Genomic DNA, 18,936 nt, shown 5'->3' with positions numbered 1-18,936 from the left:
AAATATTTAATATGTTGATTTAATTTTTTTGATATCTGCTATACGTTTTTCTGCAATGCGGTTAGCAGCAATATTTGTTGGTATTTTTTCTGCCTTACTTAACTTGATAACATTTCTGGTTGCTTCGTAAATATGTTCTGTAAGCTGAACGGTCCGTTTTTTCCCGAAGCCAGTTAATTCCGAGTAACAGGAAATTAATCCGCCTGCATTGATTAAGTAATCCGGTGCAAAGAGAATTCCTTTTTTCAGCAGTAACTCGCTATCCAGAACCTCGTCTTTCAACTGATTATTTGCCGAACCCGCAATAATTGCGAATTTCATACGCTCGATGGTTTTACTGTTTACGGTAGATCCCATGGCGCATGGCGCATATACATCAGCATCTACTCCGAAAATTTTATCCGCATCAATCGGCTTTGCTTTATATTTACGGGCAACATAAGTTAATTGCTCCTGATTGATATCGCTGATTAAAACCTCTGCATTTTCTTTTCTAAGCAAAGCGACAAGGTGTTCGCCAACGTTGCCGATTCCCTGAACAACAACTGTTCTGCCGGCAAGCATATCTGTACCGAAAACTTCTTTAACACTGGCTTTAATACCTAAGTAAACACCCTGAGCAGTAAATGGTGCCGGGTTTCCGGCACCGCCAATCGATTCAGGAACGCCTGTAACGTAACTGGTTTCCATGCGGATATATTCCATGTCACGGGTATTCGTTCCCATTTCTTCTGCGGTGATAAATTCGCCATTCAGGTTTTTGATAAACCTGCCGTAGCTTCGCATTAAAGATTCTGTTTTATCCTTTCTGGAATCGCCTATGATTACACCTTTTCCGCCACCCAGGTTTAAACCGGTAATTGCAGATTTGTAAGTCATCCCTCTGGATAAACGCAAGGCATCCTCCAGGGCTTCACTTTCTGTTGAGTAACTCCACATACGCGTTCCGCCCAGGGCCGGACCCAGCGTAGTATCATGAATGGCAATGATTGCCTTTAAACCAGAGTCGGGATCATTACAAAAAATCAACTTTTTATGCCCATAAGCACTTAGTTGCTCTAAAATAGATGAATCTGACGAAGAATTTGCTGGCATAATGAACGTTCGGCTAAGCTGCTGCAAAATTAAAATAAAAAACCATTATTACACGATTTTAACTAAACTATAACAAAATTTGTTTCGCATTGGCTAAGTTTGTGTCGTATGAAACACCTGAGTCGCTTAAATAAATACTTCCTTAAATATAAATGGTGGATCATTCCTGGGAGTATTTTTGTTATCATCTCAAATATTTTCGGTGTTGTTCCAGCCCAGGTTATTGGCTATGCTTTTGATTTAATTACCGAAAACATACAGGTTTACAGCCTTTTCGACGGGTTTAGCCGCAAACAAATTGTTTATGATATTTTTAGCAACAGCCTGCTTTATTTCGGCCTTTTGGTTATTGTACTTTATATATTAAGAGGCTTGTTCTTATTTTTCATGCGGCAAACCATCATCCTGATGTCGAGGCATATCGAATTTGACATGAAAAACGATATTTATCAGCATTATCAGAAATTAAGTTTGGGTTTCTATCGTAGAAACAATACCGGCGATTTAATGAACCGGGCAACTGAAGATGTAAACCGCGTAAGGATGTATGTTGGTCCTGCAATTATGTATACCATAAATACTTTCGTTTTATCGGTATTAATTATCTGGTCGATGTTTGACGTAAATTCAAAGCTTGCTATTTATTGCCTTTTACCTCTTCCTGTGTTGGTGGTCATTATATATTATGTAAATACGTTAATTTTCAAGAAAAGCGGAAAAATTCAGGAAAGACTCTCCAACTTATCAACCTTCGTTCAGGAACGTTTTTCGGGTATCCGGATAATAAAATCGTATGTCAGGGAAGATTATACCAGAAACATGTTCGAAATCCAAAGCAATGAATACAAAAAAGATTCGATGAGCCTGGTGAAAGTTTCTGCTTTATTTTATCCGACTATGCTGCTGTTAATTGGATTAAGCACCATTTTAACAATTTATATTGGTGGTATTCAGGTGATGAACGGAAGCATTACCGCAGGAAATATTGCAGAATTTATCATTTACATTAACCAGTTAACTTTTCCGGTGACCATGCTGGGTTGGGTTACATCGTTAATCCAGCGGGCTGCTGCATCACAAAAAAGGATTAACGAATTTCTGGATATACCTTCCGATATTCAATCGGCCAATAAAGAAGAAAAAGTATTAAAAGGTGCCATTAGTTTTAATGATGTGAGTTTTACCTACGCGGATACGGGCATACAGGCACTAAAAAAGATAAATTTCGAAATCAAACATGGCGAATTTGTAGCCATTATCGGAAAAACAGGTTCCGGAAAATCGACCCTGGCCAACCTGATTATGCGGATGTATGATGTGGAGAACGGCTCAATTCACATCGATGGTGACAATATTAAATCGCTGAACCTTAAAAACTATCGCGGTCAGATAGGTTTTGTACCACAGGAAGTTTTTCTTTTTTCTGATACGATTAAGAATAATATTGCCTTTGGTTTAGATGCCGTAACGGACGAAGAAGTTTATGATGCTGCAAAAAATGCGTCTGTTTACCATAACATTATAAATTTTGAAGAAAAATTTGAAACCATGCTTGGTGAACGCGGAATTACACTTTCAGGCGGACAAAAACAACGGGTATCTATTGCCAGAGCCTTAATTAAATCGCCTAAAATTTTAATATTTGATGATTGCCTCTCGGCTGTAGATACCAAAACTGAAGAAGAAATTCTGCAAAACCTTGGTAAAATTATGAATGGCAAGACGAGTATTCTGATTGCGCATAGAATTTCGACAATCAAAAACGCTGATAAAATTTTAGTGCTGGATGATGGAGAAATCATTGAACAAGGTACACATAATGAATTACTTAGTTTAAATGGCAGTTATACTGAACTTTATAACAACCAACTTTTAGAAGAAGAAAGCCGGACAAGTTAAATTCTGTTAAATTCTATTTTGAACTTTAAATATTTGCTTTATATTTACCGAAACCAAAAACCAACATCAATACCAACCATGGGAGAATTCGACAATAAAGAGAGAGAAGAAGTTTTTTCAAAGAAAGTAAGAGCAGGTAAGAGAACTTATTTTTTCGACGTGAAGGCTACTCGTTCAGGTGATTATTACTTAACAGTTACCGAGAGCAAGAAAAGATTAGAAGACGGTGTATTTGTAAAACATAAAATCTTTTTATACAAAGAAGATTTCGAGAAATTTGCAGAAGGCCTTACGGAAACTGTCGAATACATTAAAACACACCAGGATGTTGTTGAAAAACGCTATGAATACGTTGAAAACGCTGAGCACAACACCAAAGCAAACGACGATTTTTCTTTTTAAGTAAATATAATTTCAATACGAAGTCTCGGTTTTCACCGGGACTTTTTTTATGCTTAAATTGCTGCAAATTTCCTTTACCATGAAAAAAATCATACCTATACTGCTTATCATTTTCACATTTCTTTCATCGTATGCGCAAGAAAAAGTTGATAAAAAACTGCAATCGAAATTAGATGAATTGGTTAAAGGCTTTAACGGCGATATTGGTGTATATGTAAAAAATCTGAAAACGGGTAAAACTGCCTCGATAAATGCCGATACCATTTTTCCAACTGCCAGCATGATAAAGGTACCCATAACCTGTGGCATATTTAATAAAATAGAAAAAGGTACGTTAGATTATCATACTGAATTAATGTATTGTGATAGTTTATTGTACGCAGGAGAAGATATTTTAGGTTCGTTTAAGGATGGCGAAAAGATTGCTTTGAGCAAGGTTTTAATGCTGATGATAACCACGAGCGACAACACAGCGAGTTTGTGGGCGCAATTGCTGGCCGGAACCGGAACAGCGATAAATGAAGTAATGGCTAACCATGGTTTACAAAATACCAGGGTAAATTCGCGAACACCCGGACGAAAGGATAATCAAAAAAAATACGGTTGGGGACAAACCACGCCCAGAGAAATGGCAACGCTTTTAACGTTAATCAGGGATGGCAAAATGATAAATCCGGCTGCTTCGGAACGAATTTACAGAAACCTGATTCGCATTTACTGGGATAGCGAAGCGCTTTCACAAATTCCGCCAACGGTTCAGGTTGCCTCAAAATCAGGTGCGGTTGATGCTGCACGTTCAGAAGTTTTACTCGTAAATGCACCCCATGGCGACTTTGTTTTCTGCATTACAACTAAAAACCAGAAAGATACTTCATGGAATTATGATAATGAAGGCTGGACTATTATCCGAAAACTCAGTAATCTTTTATGGAATTATTATGAACCAAATTTCGGCTGGCAACAGCCCGAAGGCATGCAAAAATATTTCAAATAATTATGCCCCTGCCATGCTTGCTGCGAAAAGCAACACAAAAAGGAAGTAGCAAATCATGATTACGATCGTAAATATACCCCAGAATTTAAACAACGATTTCATATTCAGCATCGCATCGTTTAAACTTTCCTGATCACCATATAAAATACCTTGTTTGCCTTTGTTAGAAAACCTGAAAAGCAATAAACTCGGATAAAAATACAGCAGGGCCAATACCAGATAAACCAGTGTAATCCCCATCGCTCCGGCACCTGCCAACGGTCCGAGCTGCGCAAGCATAGCAGGGTTTGAAGTTAATGCAGCACCTATTCCGAAAGAACCGATAATTAAAAAAGCCGATAATATAAATCCGATAATGGATAAAAACCTTGCCCATTTAGAAATCTCATAAATATAACTTCTCATTTCCTCCGTAACGATTAACTTTATCTCCTGAGGTTCCTGTTCTAAATTTTCCATGTCCATTCGCTGAATTTTGGATAAACTTAGATAAAATATCTAGCTGCTACAAATTCCGGTCTTTAAATAAAGATTTTAAAGTTTATCTTTGCGGCCTCAAAGATTGATGGACGATGGACGATGGACGATGGACGATGGACGATGGACGATGGACGATGGACGATGGATGACGGAAAACGAATTAACAAATACTAATATATAAATGGCATTACAATGTGGTATAGTAGGTTTACCAAATGTAGGTAAATCGACTCTTTTTAACTGTCTATCAAATGCGAAGGCGCAGGCAGCAAACTTCCCTTTCTGTACAATTGAGCCCAATGTTGGCGTAATTACCGTACCGGATGATAGATTAACCAAGCTTGCCGAGTTGGTTAAACCAAATAAAGTACAGCCGAATACAATTGAAATTGTTGATATTGCCGGTTTGGTGAAAGGTGCATCTAAAGGTGAAGGCTTAGGCAACCAGTTTTTAGGAAATATTCGTGCTACAAATGCCATTATCCATGTTTTACGTTGCTTTGACGATGGAAATGTGATACACGTTGATGGTTCTGTTGATCCGATTCGTGATAGAGAAATTATCGACACTGAACTACAGTTAAAGGATTTGGATACGGTTGATAAACGTATTCAGAAAGTTGAGAAAATGGCTAAAACAGGTGGCGATAAAGATGCTAAACGAACTTATGAAATTTTAACCGTTGTAAAATCTCATCTGGAAAGTGGAAAATCTATCCGTACGGCACCATTATCACAAGAAGATTTCGATTTTATTGAAGATTTAGGTCTGCTTACCCAAAAACCGGTTATGTATGTTTGTAATGTTGATGAAGCATCTGTAATTACAGGAAACAAATATGTTGATTTGGTTAAAGCAAATGTTGCTGATGAAAATGCTGAAGTGCTGGTTATCTCTGCTAAAATTGAATCGGAAATTGCCGAATTAGATAGTTATGAAGAGCGCCAGGAATTTTTAGCTGATTTAGGCTTGACAGAATCCGGCGTAAATAAACTAATTCGTGCTGCTTATAAATTATTAAATCTTTATACTTATTTTACTGCTGGTGTACAGGAAGTTAGGGCCTGGACCATTACCAAAGGTTTTACCGCACCGCAGGCGGCCGGCGTAATCCATACAGATTTCGAAAAAGGTTTTATCCGTGCGGAAGTTATTAAATACAACGACTTTGTAACCTTAGGTTCTGAAAATGCTTGTAAAGATGCCGGCAAATTAGGTGTTGAAGGAAAAACGTATGTCGTAGAAGATGGCGATATTATGCACTTCAGGTTTAATGTGTAACAGCCCAAACCCCTGAAGGGGCTTTAAAAAGTATAAAAGATATGAGCTGCCTCAAAAGGGCGGCTTTTATTTTGTTTTGCCACGGAAACTTGAAATAACGAAATAGATTCCCGCCTGCGCGGGAATAACGACTTATGGAAACCTATATTTCCAATCCAAAACCCGCCAACTGCATTTTAGTATCTTCGTAACTTGTATGATGAATGCCCTGTAAACCTAAACCTTCAGCAACCTGTACAAAAAGCATTCTGTCATCGATATACAAACTCGTGGCGACATCACTTTGAGAAATATCGATGGCAACCTTAAAAATGTCTGCATCAGGCTTACGAAAGTGAACAAAGCTCGACGATACGAAAAAGTCTACAAATTCATTAAGCTTAAACGTATTAATCCGATATTGATTTAACTCTCTCCCTTCATTGCTAATTACAGCGACTTTAAGGTTATATTTCTTCTTCAAATCGCAGATTAAGGTGATCATATCCTTATAAGGCAAAGATTTACTAAACATAAATTCTTTGAAATCATCGTACGAAAAAGAACGGTCCTTAAAAAAAACAATTCTTTCCAGGTACTCGTCAAGTGTTAACTTACCAACTTCATAGGTATCGAAGGTAAGGTGATGACGCTCTTCCAAATCAACCGAATCAAGATTAAATAATACCGAAGCTTCTCCCCTTGCCTGCCTGTCCCAGCCATTGGTCAATAATACGCCACCGATATCGGTAAATAATGTGGTAATCTTTTGCATAAATAAAATTAAAGTAAAACGCCTTTTAAAAATAAAACGGCAAAGCTGAAATAAATTATTAAACCGGTAACATCAACAAGTGTAGCTACAAAAGGTGCAGAAGAAGTTGCGGGGTCGGCACCTAATTTTTTAAGCAAAACAGGAAGCATTGAGCCACTTAAGGAGCCCCACAAAACAACAAATACAAGTGAAACACTAATTGTTGCTGCAATTAAAATCCAGTGCGGACCATAAACATTCGGTGCAGCTACATGCCAAACCAAAATTCTGAGAAAACCTATTAATCCTAAACAAATCCCTAACAAAAAGCCCGAAGTTATTTCTCGGCGCATCACTAACCACCAATCTTTTATGGTTACCTCACCTAAAGCCATTGCCTGTATAATTAATGTTGATGCTTGTGAACCGCTATTTCCTCCACAGGAAATAATCAGCGGAATAAATAATGCAAGTACAGTAGCTTTATGAATTTGACCTTCAAAAAAACCCATCGCAGTTGCCGTAAGCATTTCTCCAATCATTAAAATGGCCAGCCAGCCTACACGTTTTTTTACAAGGTTAAAAATCGATGTATCTAAATAAGGTTCATCAAGTGCCTCGGTACCACCAATCTTGTGCATATCTTCGGTATATTCTTCGTTGGCGATCCAAAGAATATCATCAACCGTTACGATACCCAAAAGGATATTATTTTCATCAACAACAGGCAACGCTACACGGTTATTCATCCTGAAGATATTGATGGCATCTTCCTGAGGGTCGTTCGCTTTTAAGGCAATAAAACGTTTATCTGTAAGTTCGCCAATTATTGCCTCAGGATCTGCTAACAAAACTTCACGGATTCTGATGTCATCAAGCAAAACACCGTCTTTATCAATTACATAGACAACATCAATGGTTTCAGAATTTTTACCATAACGCCTGATGTGCGAAAGCACTCTAGAAATAGACCATTCAGGCTTTACAGCAATATAATCCGGCGTCATCAAACGACCGATACTATCTTCTTTGTAGCCTAAAAGTGCCAGTGATTCCTTCCGTTCTTCGGGCGGTAAAAGCGTTATCATCTTTTTAACCACATCGCCCTTTAATTCACTGAAAAGTGCTGTACGATCGTCAGGTGGCAAATCTTTTATAATCTGATTTAACTTATTGCCTGAAAGTTTTTTAATAATCCGTTCTTGTGTAGGAAAATCCAGAATCCGGAAGACATTTACCGCCCGGTTTAGGGAAATTGTTTCGATAAATTTAGCTGCATATTGCGGAAGTTCATCAATCAGTTGTTCAACATCAGAGATATTCAGCTCATCAAGATAACGCTTTAAAGCTTTATCATTCTCTTTTTCAAGCAGTTCCTGAATCTCTTCTACAACCAATTCTTCCATAAATAACTAATTTTTTATTACATGCCTAAATCTTTATAAACGGTTCGCAAAGGTGCGTTTTTATTTTCTAAAAAGCCAATTTTGATCTTTTATAAAGGAATATGTATAAATAATTTTTTCCGCTGATTTTCCGCAGATGGCATGGTGTCCATAAGTCGTTATTCTCATGTATGCGGGGAATCTTAATGCACTACTTCATTAAATGTGTCCGTATTTCTCCCGCAGATTTCGCTGATTTTCCGCAGATGGTATGGTCGCCATAAGTCGTTATTCTCAGGCATGCGGGGAATCTTAATGCACTACTTCATTAAATGTGTCCGTATTTCTCCCGCAGATTTCGCTGATTTTCCGCAGATGGTATGGTTTCCATAAGTCGTTATTCTCATGTATGCGGGGAATCTTGTTGCATTATTTATTAAATGCATCGTTGTTTCTCCCGCAGATTTAGCTGATTTCTGGATAAGCAAAAACCGGATATGTTTTTGGTTTGGTTAAAACTTAATCCGGTAATTAAAATGATATTTAAGCTTATTAAAACCAAGGAATTTTTAAAACAACAATGTATAAACTGTTGGAAATTGCGTCATTTATTTATTAATTTATAGAAAACGAACAAATATATTGGTTTATACAGCCATGTTAATGACTTGGATTATAAGACGCCACGTATTTTAGAATTCTACTAAACTGGATAAGCCATATGACTGGATAAAATTCTTGATTTCGGGAAAGGAGCTTTTTAGACTTATTTTTATCCTTTATGCATATTTGATTAATACTGATATACATAAAAAAAAACGAGACAAATAGTGAAAAACTGATTTGTCTCGTAAGGTGCTCCCGACGAGATTCGAACTCATATCGATGGTACCGGAAACCATAATTCTATCCATTGAACTACGGGAGCAATAAGGTTGCAAATATAGAAAATCAAAATCTTTTTCTTCATAATATATAAGCTATTTTAATTATTCCTAATACTTGTCTTTTTCCTTTTTAAACAAAGCTTCAATTTCTTTTGCCAATAGTGGCTGTCCGTAAATTTTAATTTGGTCGATTTGTCCGTGAAAGATTCTTTCTGAAGGAAATTCTTCATTGCGGCCAATCTGCCATCGGCTGGTGTTAGAAAGGTTGCTGATGCCTTCAACTTTTGTACTTCCTGCTAATTTACCATCCAGGTAAACGCTTAGTAAATCGCCCTCACAAACGCCGGCAATATGATGCCAGTTATTTTTCCAGTTGGCAGGTAATTTAACTGTACAATCTCCTCTTCCCCAACCACCGGCAAAGAATGTTAAGGTTTTATTATCAGTCGTTTGAATGACGTGGCTATCACCTTTTGTGATGATGTCAGTCAAACCTTTTTCGTCTCCGGTTGGATAAACCCAAGCCATCATACTGAGGTTATTTCCCATCTGATCCAGGCTAGGCGCATTTGGAATTTCCAGATAAGTACTATCCCCTATTTCAGGAATATGTTTTTTAGAATCATTTGCGCCGCCAATCAATAATGCATTGTTGTGAAACCCGGATTGATCTGCAACCTGGTTGTTTTTCAGGTATTTAAACTCCAGATTTAACAGCAAAGCTGTTGAAGGTGTTTCGTAGACTTTGAATATCGCCTGTATATTTCCTGTTCTGATTGTTTGCAGGCCTGTTTGATTGGCAACAAATCGGTGATTTAGCGTTTTTTGCTGTCCTGGCAACAGGTAAACCTGATCCGTGTAAAGTAGTATTTCCTTATTATTAAAATCCTTAGAAAGGATTACATTGGGTTTAAAAGTTTGGGCAATTCCCGTGATATTTTTAATCCGGTAGGTGACTTCCTGTTGCGTGTTTAGTCTTAAAATGGGTTTCACCTTCAATCCGGAGATTAGGAAAGGTTGTGCAACAGGTTTTAAAGGATTAACCACATTAATCACTGTAGTTGCTGATGGGCTAGTGCCGATTTTCACTTTCCCCGGTTTGTATAATCGACCGCTTATGGAGTCGGTTACGGTTACGCCCGAATCTACAAGACAATATTTAGATAACCAGGGTTTCCCGTCAGCGTAAACAATGATGCGCCTGGTGCCCAGGCTTCCTTCGTTTTTTAAGGTGAATTTTATCTGAAAGGTTTCATCAGGCCTTACTTGTTTAGTGCTGATGCTGTAATGAAGAAGTTTAATATTGGCATTTACTTTAGTTGCAGAGAGCGAAATTGGGTCCCTGTCTTTTGGCCAGGACTGGATAGCATCCGGACTCATCACAAAGTTTAGCCGGCCGCCTTTCATTAGCATTTCATGTGAAATATCCAGCTGACTGTATAAGTGATTATTCACAGATAAGGTATGAACATATTTGTTTTTAGCAGATTGATTTTGCGCCTGAATCACTAAATCTTTTTTGTTGAACAAGTGCAGCGTAACGGATTCAAATAAGGGTGCACCAATAGCGTAGGATGGGTTTCCAGGACTGATTGGAAAGAGCCCGAAGGCATTAAAAATATAGGCACTGGACATGGAGCCAAGGTCGTCATTTCCTGGCAGACCACCCGGTGTTGCAGAGAAACGGCTGATCATAATATCTCTAATCCATTCTTGCGTGCGTGCCGGCCGCCCGGCCGCATTAAAAAGGTAGGGCAAATGAAGCACGGTTTCATTATCATACAGAATGACGTTGTTGGCCATCGCAGAATCTAAACGGTTTGAAAAAATTTCCGGGCCACCGAGTAAATTAATCAGGTCTTTCGCATTATGGGGAACAAAATAGGTGTAGGTCCATTTGTTGCCTTCCTTATAACCCGTCGTGCCTGGATTTAACTTAAATTGATTGCCTTGTCGCGGCAACATAAATAAATCTGAAGGATGGAAAAGGTTCCTGTAATTTAAGCCTCTTTTTTCCAGCAATTGCTGATCTGGCTTGTTCTTCATTACCATTTTTGCGAACTGCGACAGTGCCCAGTCATCGTAGGCATATTCAACGGTCCTGGTTACCGATTCTGATCTGGAAAATGGCACATACCCCAGCTGATGGTATATGTCCATATCATTTTTAATGAAAGGGCCATCTACAATGCTATTTTTCATTGCTTTATAAGCAAGGTCGTGGTTATAGCCTGTAATCCCTTTCAGGTAGGCATCCACAATAATTGGGACGGCATGGTTCCCTGTCATGGTTTCAGTCGGCAAATATCCGCTTTGCTCATATACATCAAGCATCGATAGAATTACATCATTTTGCTTTTCGGGATAAAGTAAAGTGAGCAAAGGATGTAAAGAACGAAAAGTATCCCATGGTGAAAAACCGCCATATTGATTTTGTCCTTTCGTCTGATGGATTTTACCGTCAGCTCCTTTGTATTTCCCATCTGCATCAGAGATAACCCAAGGGATTAGCAATGAATGGTAAAGTGCGGTATAAAAAAATTTTTTATTTGCGGATGAAGGGTCTTTAATATCGACTGTAGCCAATTGCCTATCCCATTCTTTAGCCGTCCTTTCCCGGAATGTCTCAAAGTCAATTTGGCCAATTTCTGTATCGATGTTATGTTGCGCGCTTTCAAAACTTACGGAAGAAGAACTGATTTTAAGCATGATCATTTTCGCTGCCGTATCTGATTTCTCAAAGGTTAATAAATAGCCGCCCTTAACAGTATCGGATTCAATGATGTTGGATGACAGGTTGATTACAGTGTTGCCCGAAGATCCATGAACCAGACGTTTGCTCTTTAAGCTAATATTCCCGGCTTCCCCAATGTATATCTGCGGGGTTACCTTTGCAGGAAAAGTAAATTTTAAAATTCCTGATCGGGCGCTCGTTGCGGCTTCGGCAATGGTGTTGTTATCGGCAAATACCACTTTATAATAACCTGGTGTTGCCTCTTCCTGCGTATGACTAAAAGGGCGGTTGTATTTTCCGGGTTCAAAGTTTTTTCCTTTCTCTACCGGGAGGATGAATGCCTGTCCGGAAGATCCTTCCGGGAAACCGCTGAAGTGTTTAAAGCAGCTGAAAAAGAAAATCTGTTTATCGCTGTAATCATAACCCTTTGCCCCGGTAACCCTCGTTTCTGGTGTTAACTGAATATTGCCTGATGGCGCAACGGCACCCGGATAGGTGCCGCCATTACCTCCCCAGCTGGTTAGTACATTACTTTTTGTGGTACCAATAAAGGGGTCAACATAAATCGTATTTGCACTTGACTGATTATACTGCTTTTGGCCATAAACTGCCATAGACAACGAAAGCAGCAATAGTATTGCGCAGGATAAACGGGAGAATTTAACAAACATCCGGGATTAGATTTTAATGTAAATTTTTCTTTTATCCATCAGGTAGCCCACAAACCAGCAGAGCAGCATAAAACTCACCGCAAATACAAGGGTACCAAATGCGCCCGGGAAAATTACCTGGTAAAAAACATTATTGATCCAGTTATAGAAACTCAGACCATGCTGAACATGAACCAGTTGAAAGATTACAAGCAGCAATTCTGATAAAAGATAAATAGCCAGAGAATTTCGCCCAAAAATTAAAAAGAAATTTGTTCCCCATTTAATGTTTTTGAGTTCGATGGCATAAATCAGTAGACCAAGTATCACTAAATCCAGCCCGATAGTGAGTAATACAAAAGAGCTGGTCCATAGTTTTTTAGCAATCGGGAAAAATTGTCCCCAAAATAGCGCTATTCCAATCAGTAATGCGCCCATCATCAATAGTTTGGCTATGCATTCAAAATTTTTCCCTTTTCGCTGGATATAAGCACCTGCCAGATAGCCGCCAATAACATTAACAATACCCGTGATGGTACTCAATAATCCTTCGGGATCGAAAGCTACCGGCCCGCCATGATCGTGGTATAAATGGGCGTCGCCGAGGATGAAAATGTCGAGCTTGGTACCGGCATTGCCCAACATGCTGTATTCTTCTCCGGCTGCCCCGAATAGCAGCAAAAATGCCCAATACAGCAGCAGCAGCACTATAGAAATGATCACCGCCGTTTTTTTTGAGCAATAATGTACAATTAAGGAACCAAAAAAATAACATAAAGCAATTCGTTGCAGCACACCCATAATACGTGTGTGACCTAAGGAATTAAATACCCAGTTATCATGATCCCGATGCATAAAAGGAAACCAATACATCAGGTAACCCAGTAAAAAAATGATGAGTGTGCGCTTAAATATCTTGGCTAAAAAAGCAGAGTTGCTTTCGAACTTTTTCTTAGAAAAACTTAGGGCATTTCCAACTGCGAATAGAAAAGACGGGAAAACGAGATCGGTGGGTGTAAAGCCAAACCAGGCGGCATGATCCAAAGGTGACCATACCACTGCACCAGACCCGGGAGAATTTACAATGATCATGAAACAGATGGTTATTCCCCTGAATATGTCGAGCGTGGTAAATCTATTGTTTGATAATTCCATAATGGTCTTATTGGGTGTTATTGGGATTATGCTGTTATTTAATGTCGTCTGTCTGCAGGGTATAAGTGATTTTGCTGGATGCGGTTTCCATCTTTATCTTCACTTGACCAGGATTTTTACCATCTTCATCAAAAATGATGATTTCATTCAGGCCTTCTTTTAGCCAGGGTTCAGGAATATACATACCGATATCGCCGATTTTTTCCGGATAACGTCCCAGGTTATGCCCGTTAATCCAAACCGAACCATGTCCCATACCATAAGGATGAACCCGCCAAACCAATTTCCTGTTGGCTATTTTTTGCTGATTAAAAGTGGAACGGTACCATTGTGGTCCATTAAGCGAATCGATACCTGCCAGAATTTTCCAGCTTGCGGAGGCATCTTCAATGTCCGGGCCATCTTTCATTTTCCAACCGTTTAAAATGGTTCCACTTCCTATGGTATTTATTTTTACAGGTTGATCGATGCCGCCCTCGTTACTTACGTTTTCTATAAAAACAGATAGCTGGATAGGATGCGCTAAAATAGCTGTGTCTGTGATCGTATACTCAAAAGGAATATTCCATCCTTCGTGTCTTAATACTTTTTTACCGTTAATAAACAAAGTTGCGTTTTCATCAGTGCTTTTAAAACTGATGATTAGCTTCGGCAGGCCTGGTTGGGCTTTAATAATGGTTTGAAACCAGCCATAGCCCTCTTTTAGGTTGAAGGCGTCTGAGCCAATTTTATATGGGGCCGCTTTGAGCGTATCAAGTAATGGCGGACCACTTTTAATAGCGATGGAATCTGGCGCAGCGCTGAAGTACCATTTATCAAGCGTAGAGATAAAAGGTCCTCCTTTTTTAATGAGGGTAATGCCCGAAAGCCCTTTTTTATCGATCTCTGTAATCGGGCCAAGGTAAGCTGCAAGTTTATCACGGCCATCATGGGCGGTAAAAAAAGCAAGGTTATGCATGCCCTTTTTCAATACGAGGGTCAGCTCGCCGCTTCTGATCTTCCAATTGGTTACCAGCTTTCCATCTACGAATACAGTTGCACGGTCGCCACCGTCAGACTGTAATGTATAATTACCGGCTACGGCTGCGTTAAATTTTGTGCGGTACCAGGCCGAATTGGTCAGGTTGCCATCTTCGCCCATTTGTAAAGGATTTTCACTTGAAACCCACTTTCCATGAGCTAAATCTGAAGATGCAAAAATTGCAGCATCTTTATTTTCCCAGGGTGTTAAATGAAGTAAAGTATCTATTTTAACATCCTGAACCGGGACAACAGTCATTTTTTTTAATCCCTCTTCGAGGTAAAGCATTGTGCAGGTATCTCTTGTGGCGGCTATTGGAAAGGTTGCCGCTGCCTGAAAGCCTGTGCTACTCAATTTCGTTTCACCAAGATAAGAAACACCGGTAACAATCGCTTCTTTTTCTGTTTCGTCTGCAATCCATGTTTTATCAGCCGCTGCTTTGTCCAATACCAGAATCCGGATTAGTTGATCATCTGTTTTAAAAAGATAATGGGAAGGTTGCCCCTTTGGTTTAAATACCGTATTTAAAGTAACGTTTTTGCCCTTTACTTTCAGGTCGCCGGCATTAACAGCGGATTTGACGATAGCTTTTACAGTCGTCATAAAATTCAGATATATTGGGTTGCCAGCATTCGCTTCTACCAAAATAGTAGTTGTATGCTGTTGTTTAACAACACCGTATATACGAGATAGTCCCCAATTTAATGCTACTTTATCATTTAGTTTAAACTGATGTACAATCGGATGAATCTCGCCTGACAATAAGTTAATGGTAAAAGGGGGTAAACCTTTAACAGTAAATGTTTTAGTTAGCTGTTTTTCAGCCGGATTATCAAGAAAAATCAATGTTCCGGCATCGCTCTTCCTCGCACTAATTTTGAGTACCGTATCTTGTGTTAAGTATTGGTAAGCTGTAGATGCATCGGTACTGTTTTCTAAAATTTCCTGGAAACTGCGTGCAAAATAACCCGCACGTTTAAAAGTAAAATAAAGCGGGCGCAAATCGCCTGCCTGCCCAACCGCAGCACCATAATCGTATGAGGCTGCATCTTCATCGTTATTGGTATATCCAAAATTAGACCCGCCATGGGCCATGTAAAAGTTATAGCCGTTGCCGCCATGGGCAATGATTTTCCAGGTACGGCGATCGTAAAGTGATGCATCTGTTGGTTTAGCACCATATTGTGAATACCAAACGCTCCAGAATTCTGTAGAAAACCAGGGATTAGGTCTTTTTGAATCATCCAGTTTTCCCTTTCCCGCAGGATCATTAGCATGGTGTAAGCCGCTAAAAAAGTAAGGCACTTCCATCCCCATGGCCAGCGATTTGCTTTGCAGGTGTTTAAAGTAACCGTTAGGCATATCTGTTCCCCAGCCTTTCGGATGTTCATTTTCCAGCTGTATCAAAATCACAGAGCCACCTTTGGTAATCTGGTGTTTCATTACTATAGGCAGCAGCCGATCAAAGAAACGGTCTACATATTTTTCAAATTCTGCATTATCTTCTCTCACCCGCAAGCCCGGTTTAAACCGAAGCCAGGTAGGGTATCCACCCTGATCCCATTCGGCGCAGTAATAAGGGCCAACACGCACAATAGCATAAAGGCCCAGTTCTTTAACTAAAGCCAGAAACTGATCCAGGTTCTGATCTCCGCTAAACTCAAATTTCCCTTCTACAGGTTCATGATAATTCCAGATGGTATATATCTCAATACAATTAAAGCCGCCCCGTTTAAGTTGCAGCAAACGCTCACGCCACAACTGATGCGGCACCCTCGCATATTCCATGCCGGCCGAAACAATAAACGTTCTTTTCTGATTAATCAGAAAGCCTTTACTATCGAAATCACTAAAGTTTTTTGCTTCAGGCAGTCCATGAAACATATGATCATTTACAACTTCCTGCGCACTGGTAAATGTAAAAGCAGAAAGGCCAAGCAGCAGTAAAAGTAAAAATCTGCTGTATTTCATCATATAAGAAGTACGGATTGGCCTTATGCTGTTTTTATTTCGCATAAGCTGCTTTTATCGTATCGTTATATTTAGCATACAATTTTGCCACTACTTCAAACGAATTACCTTTTATTTTGTCAGAATAGGCATTATCATGCAGATTAACCCATTTCCATTCCCAATCTTTTACATTTTTATCGAATGTTTTTAAATCAACGGTTGTTCCTGTTTTAAACGATTGTTCTACGGTGTTAAAGAACATTTCCCACCTTGGTTTATAATATCCTTTAATTAACCCTGCCCATTGGCGGTTAGAATATTCCCTTAAACCGCTCTCTTTATCACCCCATAAGGTAACAAGGTCTCGGGCGTTAAATTCGTATAAATTCTTTTCTTTTTCGGTAATGCCGTTTGCCCTTGCTTCATGGATCCATTTTCCCAGCAGGAAGTCTTTGCGGGTAGCTAACAGCAGGTCCATATCGTCTAATAGTTCCAGAAATTCTTTGCTGTATTTTTTAAAGGCAATCTGATCTTTGGCCTGATAAGCTGCTGCCATTTTCTGTTGTAGCGGACTTGCATAATTGGCCAGCACTTGCCTGGTTACATCCACCAGGTCATATTCGAAACCATCGCTGTTTTTTAGTTCATTTGCATTGGCCGTAAACAGTCCCCATGCTTTAACCAATTGAAGCGGATCATAAGATAATCCCGTCAGTACCCTGTCAATCTTCTTTTCAAATGTGGGGCGGGCTACAATAATCGATTCATTTCCACCTTCGGTTAGTCCTCCGCTGTAAACCGTGTTCAGTAAAATAGTCCATGCTTCATCCAGTTGCGGTAATTGTTTGCCGTACCTGCGTTTTGCGTAATCTTTCAGCCATGCCTCCACATCAATCGGCGTATCTCTCCACACATTTTCAAGCATCAGGCCAAATAATGCAGGGTTTTGTTCAATTCCTTCAGGCGCCAGCCCGATGCCAGCCATCTTTTTCGATTCAGGATCGTGCAGTGCAATTGAAGGGTCAGCTGCCACATGACGCATTCGGCCAAAGAGACTGATGTTACCTCCAAAATTCTGGAGCATATTCCAGATCCATGGTTTGCCATAATAGGCATCCGTACGGTTCCACACCGGGTTGGCATCGCTATACAAATCGAGAATAATCATTTGATCATCAGGAACTGCATTTAATAAAGCTTTTACCTGCTGTGGTTGCCAGAATTTATTGTTGTAATGAAACATCCACCCTTGCATTACCCAAATCGCTTTAGGATCGGCGGCGGCCATAGAATGGAAAACCTTTTTGCTCATGTCGCTCAGATAAGTAGAGTCGTTGGTTGGCGGAATGTTCTCATTAAAGGTATCAGAAGAGTACAGATGGTCTGTTCCAAATTCTTTAGTCTGCGTTTCAATGTATTGTTTTCCTATTTTTTCGAACAAGGCATCTTCTGGATCAAGAATAAACACATCAGGAAAGCCGGCATCCCAGTTTGTTCTTTTTACTTTAGCACCAGGGAATTTATCTTTAAAAGTTGGTGGCACATGGCCGGTAAAAGCAGATAAAACAGGTTTCATACCGAAAGATCGTTCGCGTTCGAGAATTTTTTTCTGCAATTCTTTATGCGAATCCATCCAGTGCTGTGGCAGCGGACCGCCCCAGGCATCAATATTGCCCATCCATAGCCACGAAAAATAAGCCGGACCGCTAAAAAAGCCTTCCAGCTCTTTATCGGTAAAGCCCATTGAACGGTAAACATCTCTCCATATTGCTTCTTCGCCTGTAATGGCAAGAGGCATGTTTATCCCGTTGAGTGCCATCCAATCGATTTCTTTCTGCCAACGTTCCCAATCCCACCAGGCCATGCTGTAGTTGAAAGTGCAATAATTTAAATAATAACGATAATTGTAAGGCGTATTCTTATGGATTTTGACAGGCAATTGCGGTAAGATGGCCGGAATATTCAGGTTAGTACCATTCCAGCCGATATCACTCGAACAATAGTTTTTAAGGTAATAATTCAATGCGGAAGCAACGGATAATCCATTGTTTCCGCGAAGCACAATTTTGTTGTTTATGGATTCTATTTCAAATACATCTTTATCATTTTCCTTTGGAATTTCTTCTACGATAAATGCTTCTGCCCGGTTGGATACTATGCGTTTTAAAAAAGCAGCCGTATTTTGCTGGTCTACCTGGGCCATAGCTGTTGAACCAGCTGCTGCAACTGCCAGAAACAATAAAGTAAGATACCTGTGCATCATAAT

Annotated in this window: 12 protein-coding genes and 1 tRNA gene; 4 read left to right on the top strand and 9 right to left on the bottom strand. The window is 39.5% G+C overall.

Going from position 1 to position 18,936, the window contains the following annotated elements; all coding sequences use genetic code 11:
- Positions 1-6: 6 nt before the first annotated feature.
- Positions 7-1,095, bottom strand: coding sequence for a Glu/Leu/Phe/Val family dehydrogenase (locus O0931_RS02690; RefSeq protein ID WP_269414006.1), 1,089 nt, complete (start codon positions 1,093-1,095; stop codon positions 7-9).
- Between the two features lie 108 nt (positions 1,096-1,203).
- Here O0931_RS02690 and O0931_RS02685 point away from each other — a divergent pair, with 108 nt between their 5' ends.
- From O0931_RS02685 to O0931_RS02675, 3 genes are all read left to right on the top strand, one after another.
- The gene (locus O0931_RS02685) at positions 1,204-2,994 is read left to right on the top strand and encodes an ABC transporter ATP-binding protein (RefSeq protein WP_269414005.1); all 1,791 of its coding nucleotides are present in this window, start codon (positions 1,204-1,206) and stop codon (positions 2,992-2,994) included.
- A 78-nt stretch (positions 2,995-3,072) separates the two neighbouring features.
- Positions 3,073-3,396, top strand: a complete 324-nt coding sequence (locus O0931_RS02680; protein ID WP_269414004.1) for a DUF3276 family protein — start codon at positions 3,073-3,075, stop codon at positions 3,394-3,396.
- A 79-nt stretch (positions 3,397-3,475) separates the two neighbouring features.
- Entirely contained in the window at positions 3,476-4,390 is a 915-nt protein-coding gene (locus O0931_RS02675; protein WP_269414003.1) for a serine hydrolase, read from the top strand.
- Here O0931_RS02675 and O0931_RS02670 read toward each other — a convergent pair whose 3' ends face one another.
- Positions 4,391-4,849, bottom strand: coding sequence for a DUF5362 family protein (locus tag O0931_RS02670; protein WP_269414002.1), 459 nt, complete (start codon positions 4,847-4,849; stop codon positions 4,391-4,393).
- Positions 4,850-5,051: 202 nt separating this feature from the next.
- Between O0931_RS02670 and ychF the strand changes: the two genes are divergently transcribed.
- Positions 5,052-6,152 (top strand): redox-regulated ATPase YchF, encoded by a 1,101-nt coding sequence (gene ychF / locus O0931_RS02665; protein ID WP_269414001.1) that lies wholly within the window; start codon positions 5,052-5,054, stop codon positions 6,150-6,152.
- Positions 6,153-6,294: 142 nt separating this feature from the next.
- Here ychF and O0931_RS02660 read toward each other — a convergent pair whose 3' ends face one another.
- From O0931_RS02660 to O0931_RS02630, 7 genes are all read right to left on the bottom strand, one after another.
- Positions 6,295-6,906 (bottom strand): HAD hydrolase-like protein, encoded by a 612-nt coding sequence (locus tag O0931_RS02660; protein WP_269414000.1) that lies wholly within the window; start codon positions 6,904-6,906, stop codon positions 6,295-6,297.
- Between the two features lie 8 nt (positions 6,907-6,914).
- Positions 6,915-8,291 (bottom strand): magnesium transporter, encoded by a 1,377-nt coding sequence (mgtE, locus tag O0931_RS02655; RefSeq protein ID WP_269413999.1) that lies wholly within the window; start codon positions 8,289-8,291, stop codon positions 6,915-6,917.
- An 835-nt stretch (positions 8,292-9,126) separates the two neighbouring features.
- Positions 9,127-9,198: transfer RNA gene (locus O0931_RS02650), tRNA-Arg, on the bottom strand.
- A 67-nt stretch (positions 9,199-9,265) separates the two neighbouring features.
- Entirely contained in the window at positions 9,266-12,562 is a 3,297-nt protein-coding gene (locus O0931_RS02645; protein ID WP_269413998.1) for a GH92 family glycosyl hydrolase, read from the bottom strand.
- 6 nt (positions 12,563-12,568) lie between these two features.
- Positions 12,569-13,696: an acyltransferase family protein gene (locus O0931_RS02640; RefSeq protein WP_269413997.1), complete on the bottom strand. Its 1,128-nt coding sequence runs from the start codon at positions 13,694-13,696 to the stop codon at positions 12,569-12,571.
- Positions 13,697-13,730: 34 nt separating this feature from the next.
- Positions 13,731-16,733, bottom strand: coding sequence for a beta-galactosidase (locus tag O0931_RS02635; protein ID WP_269413996.1), 3,003 nt, complete (start codon positions 16,731-16,733; stop codon positions 13,731-13,733).
- Complete coding sequence (locus O0931_RS02630) at positions 16,723-18,933, bottom strand: alpha-N-acetylglucosaminidase (RefSeq protein WP_269413995.1); 2,211 nt, start codon at positions 18,931-18,933, stop codon at positions 16,723-16,725. The genes O0931_RS02635 and O0931_RS02630 overlap by 11 nt, the downstream gene beginning before the upstream one ends.
- Positions 18,934-18,936 lie beyond the last annotated feature (3 nt).

Source organism: Pedobacter rhodius (genome assembly GCF_027213645.1).
Classification (GTDB): domain Bacteria; phylum Bacteroidota; class Bacteroidia; order Sphingobacteriales; family Sphingobacteriaceae; genus Pedobacter; species Pedobacter rhodius.
This window is presented reverse-complemented; position numbering and strand designations above follow the sequence as displayed.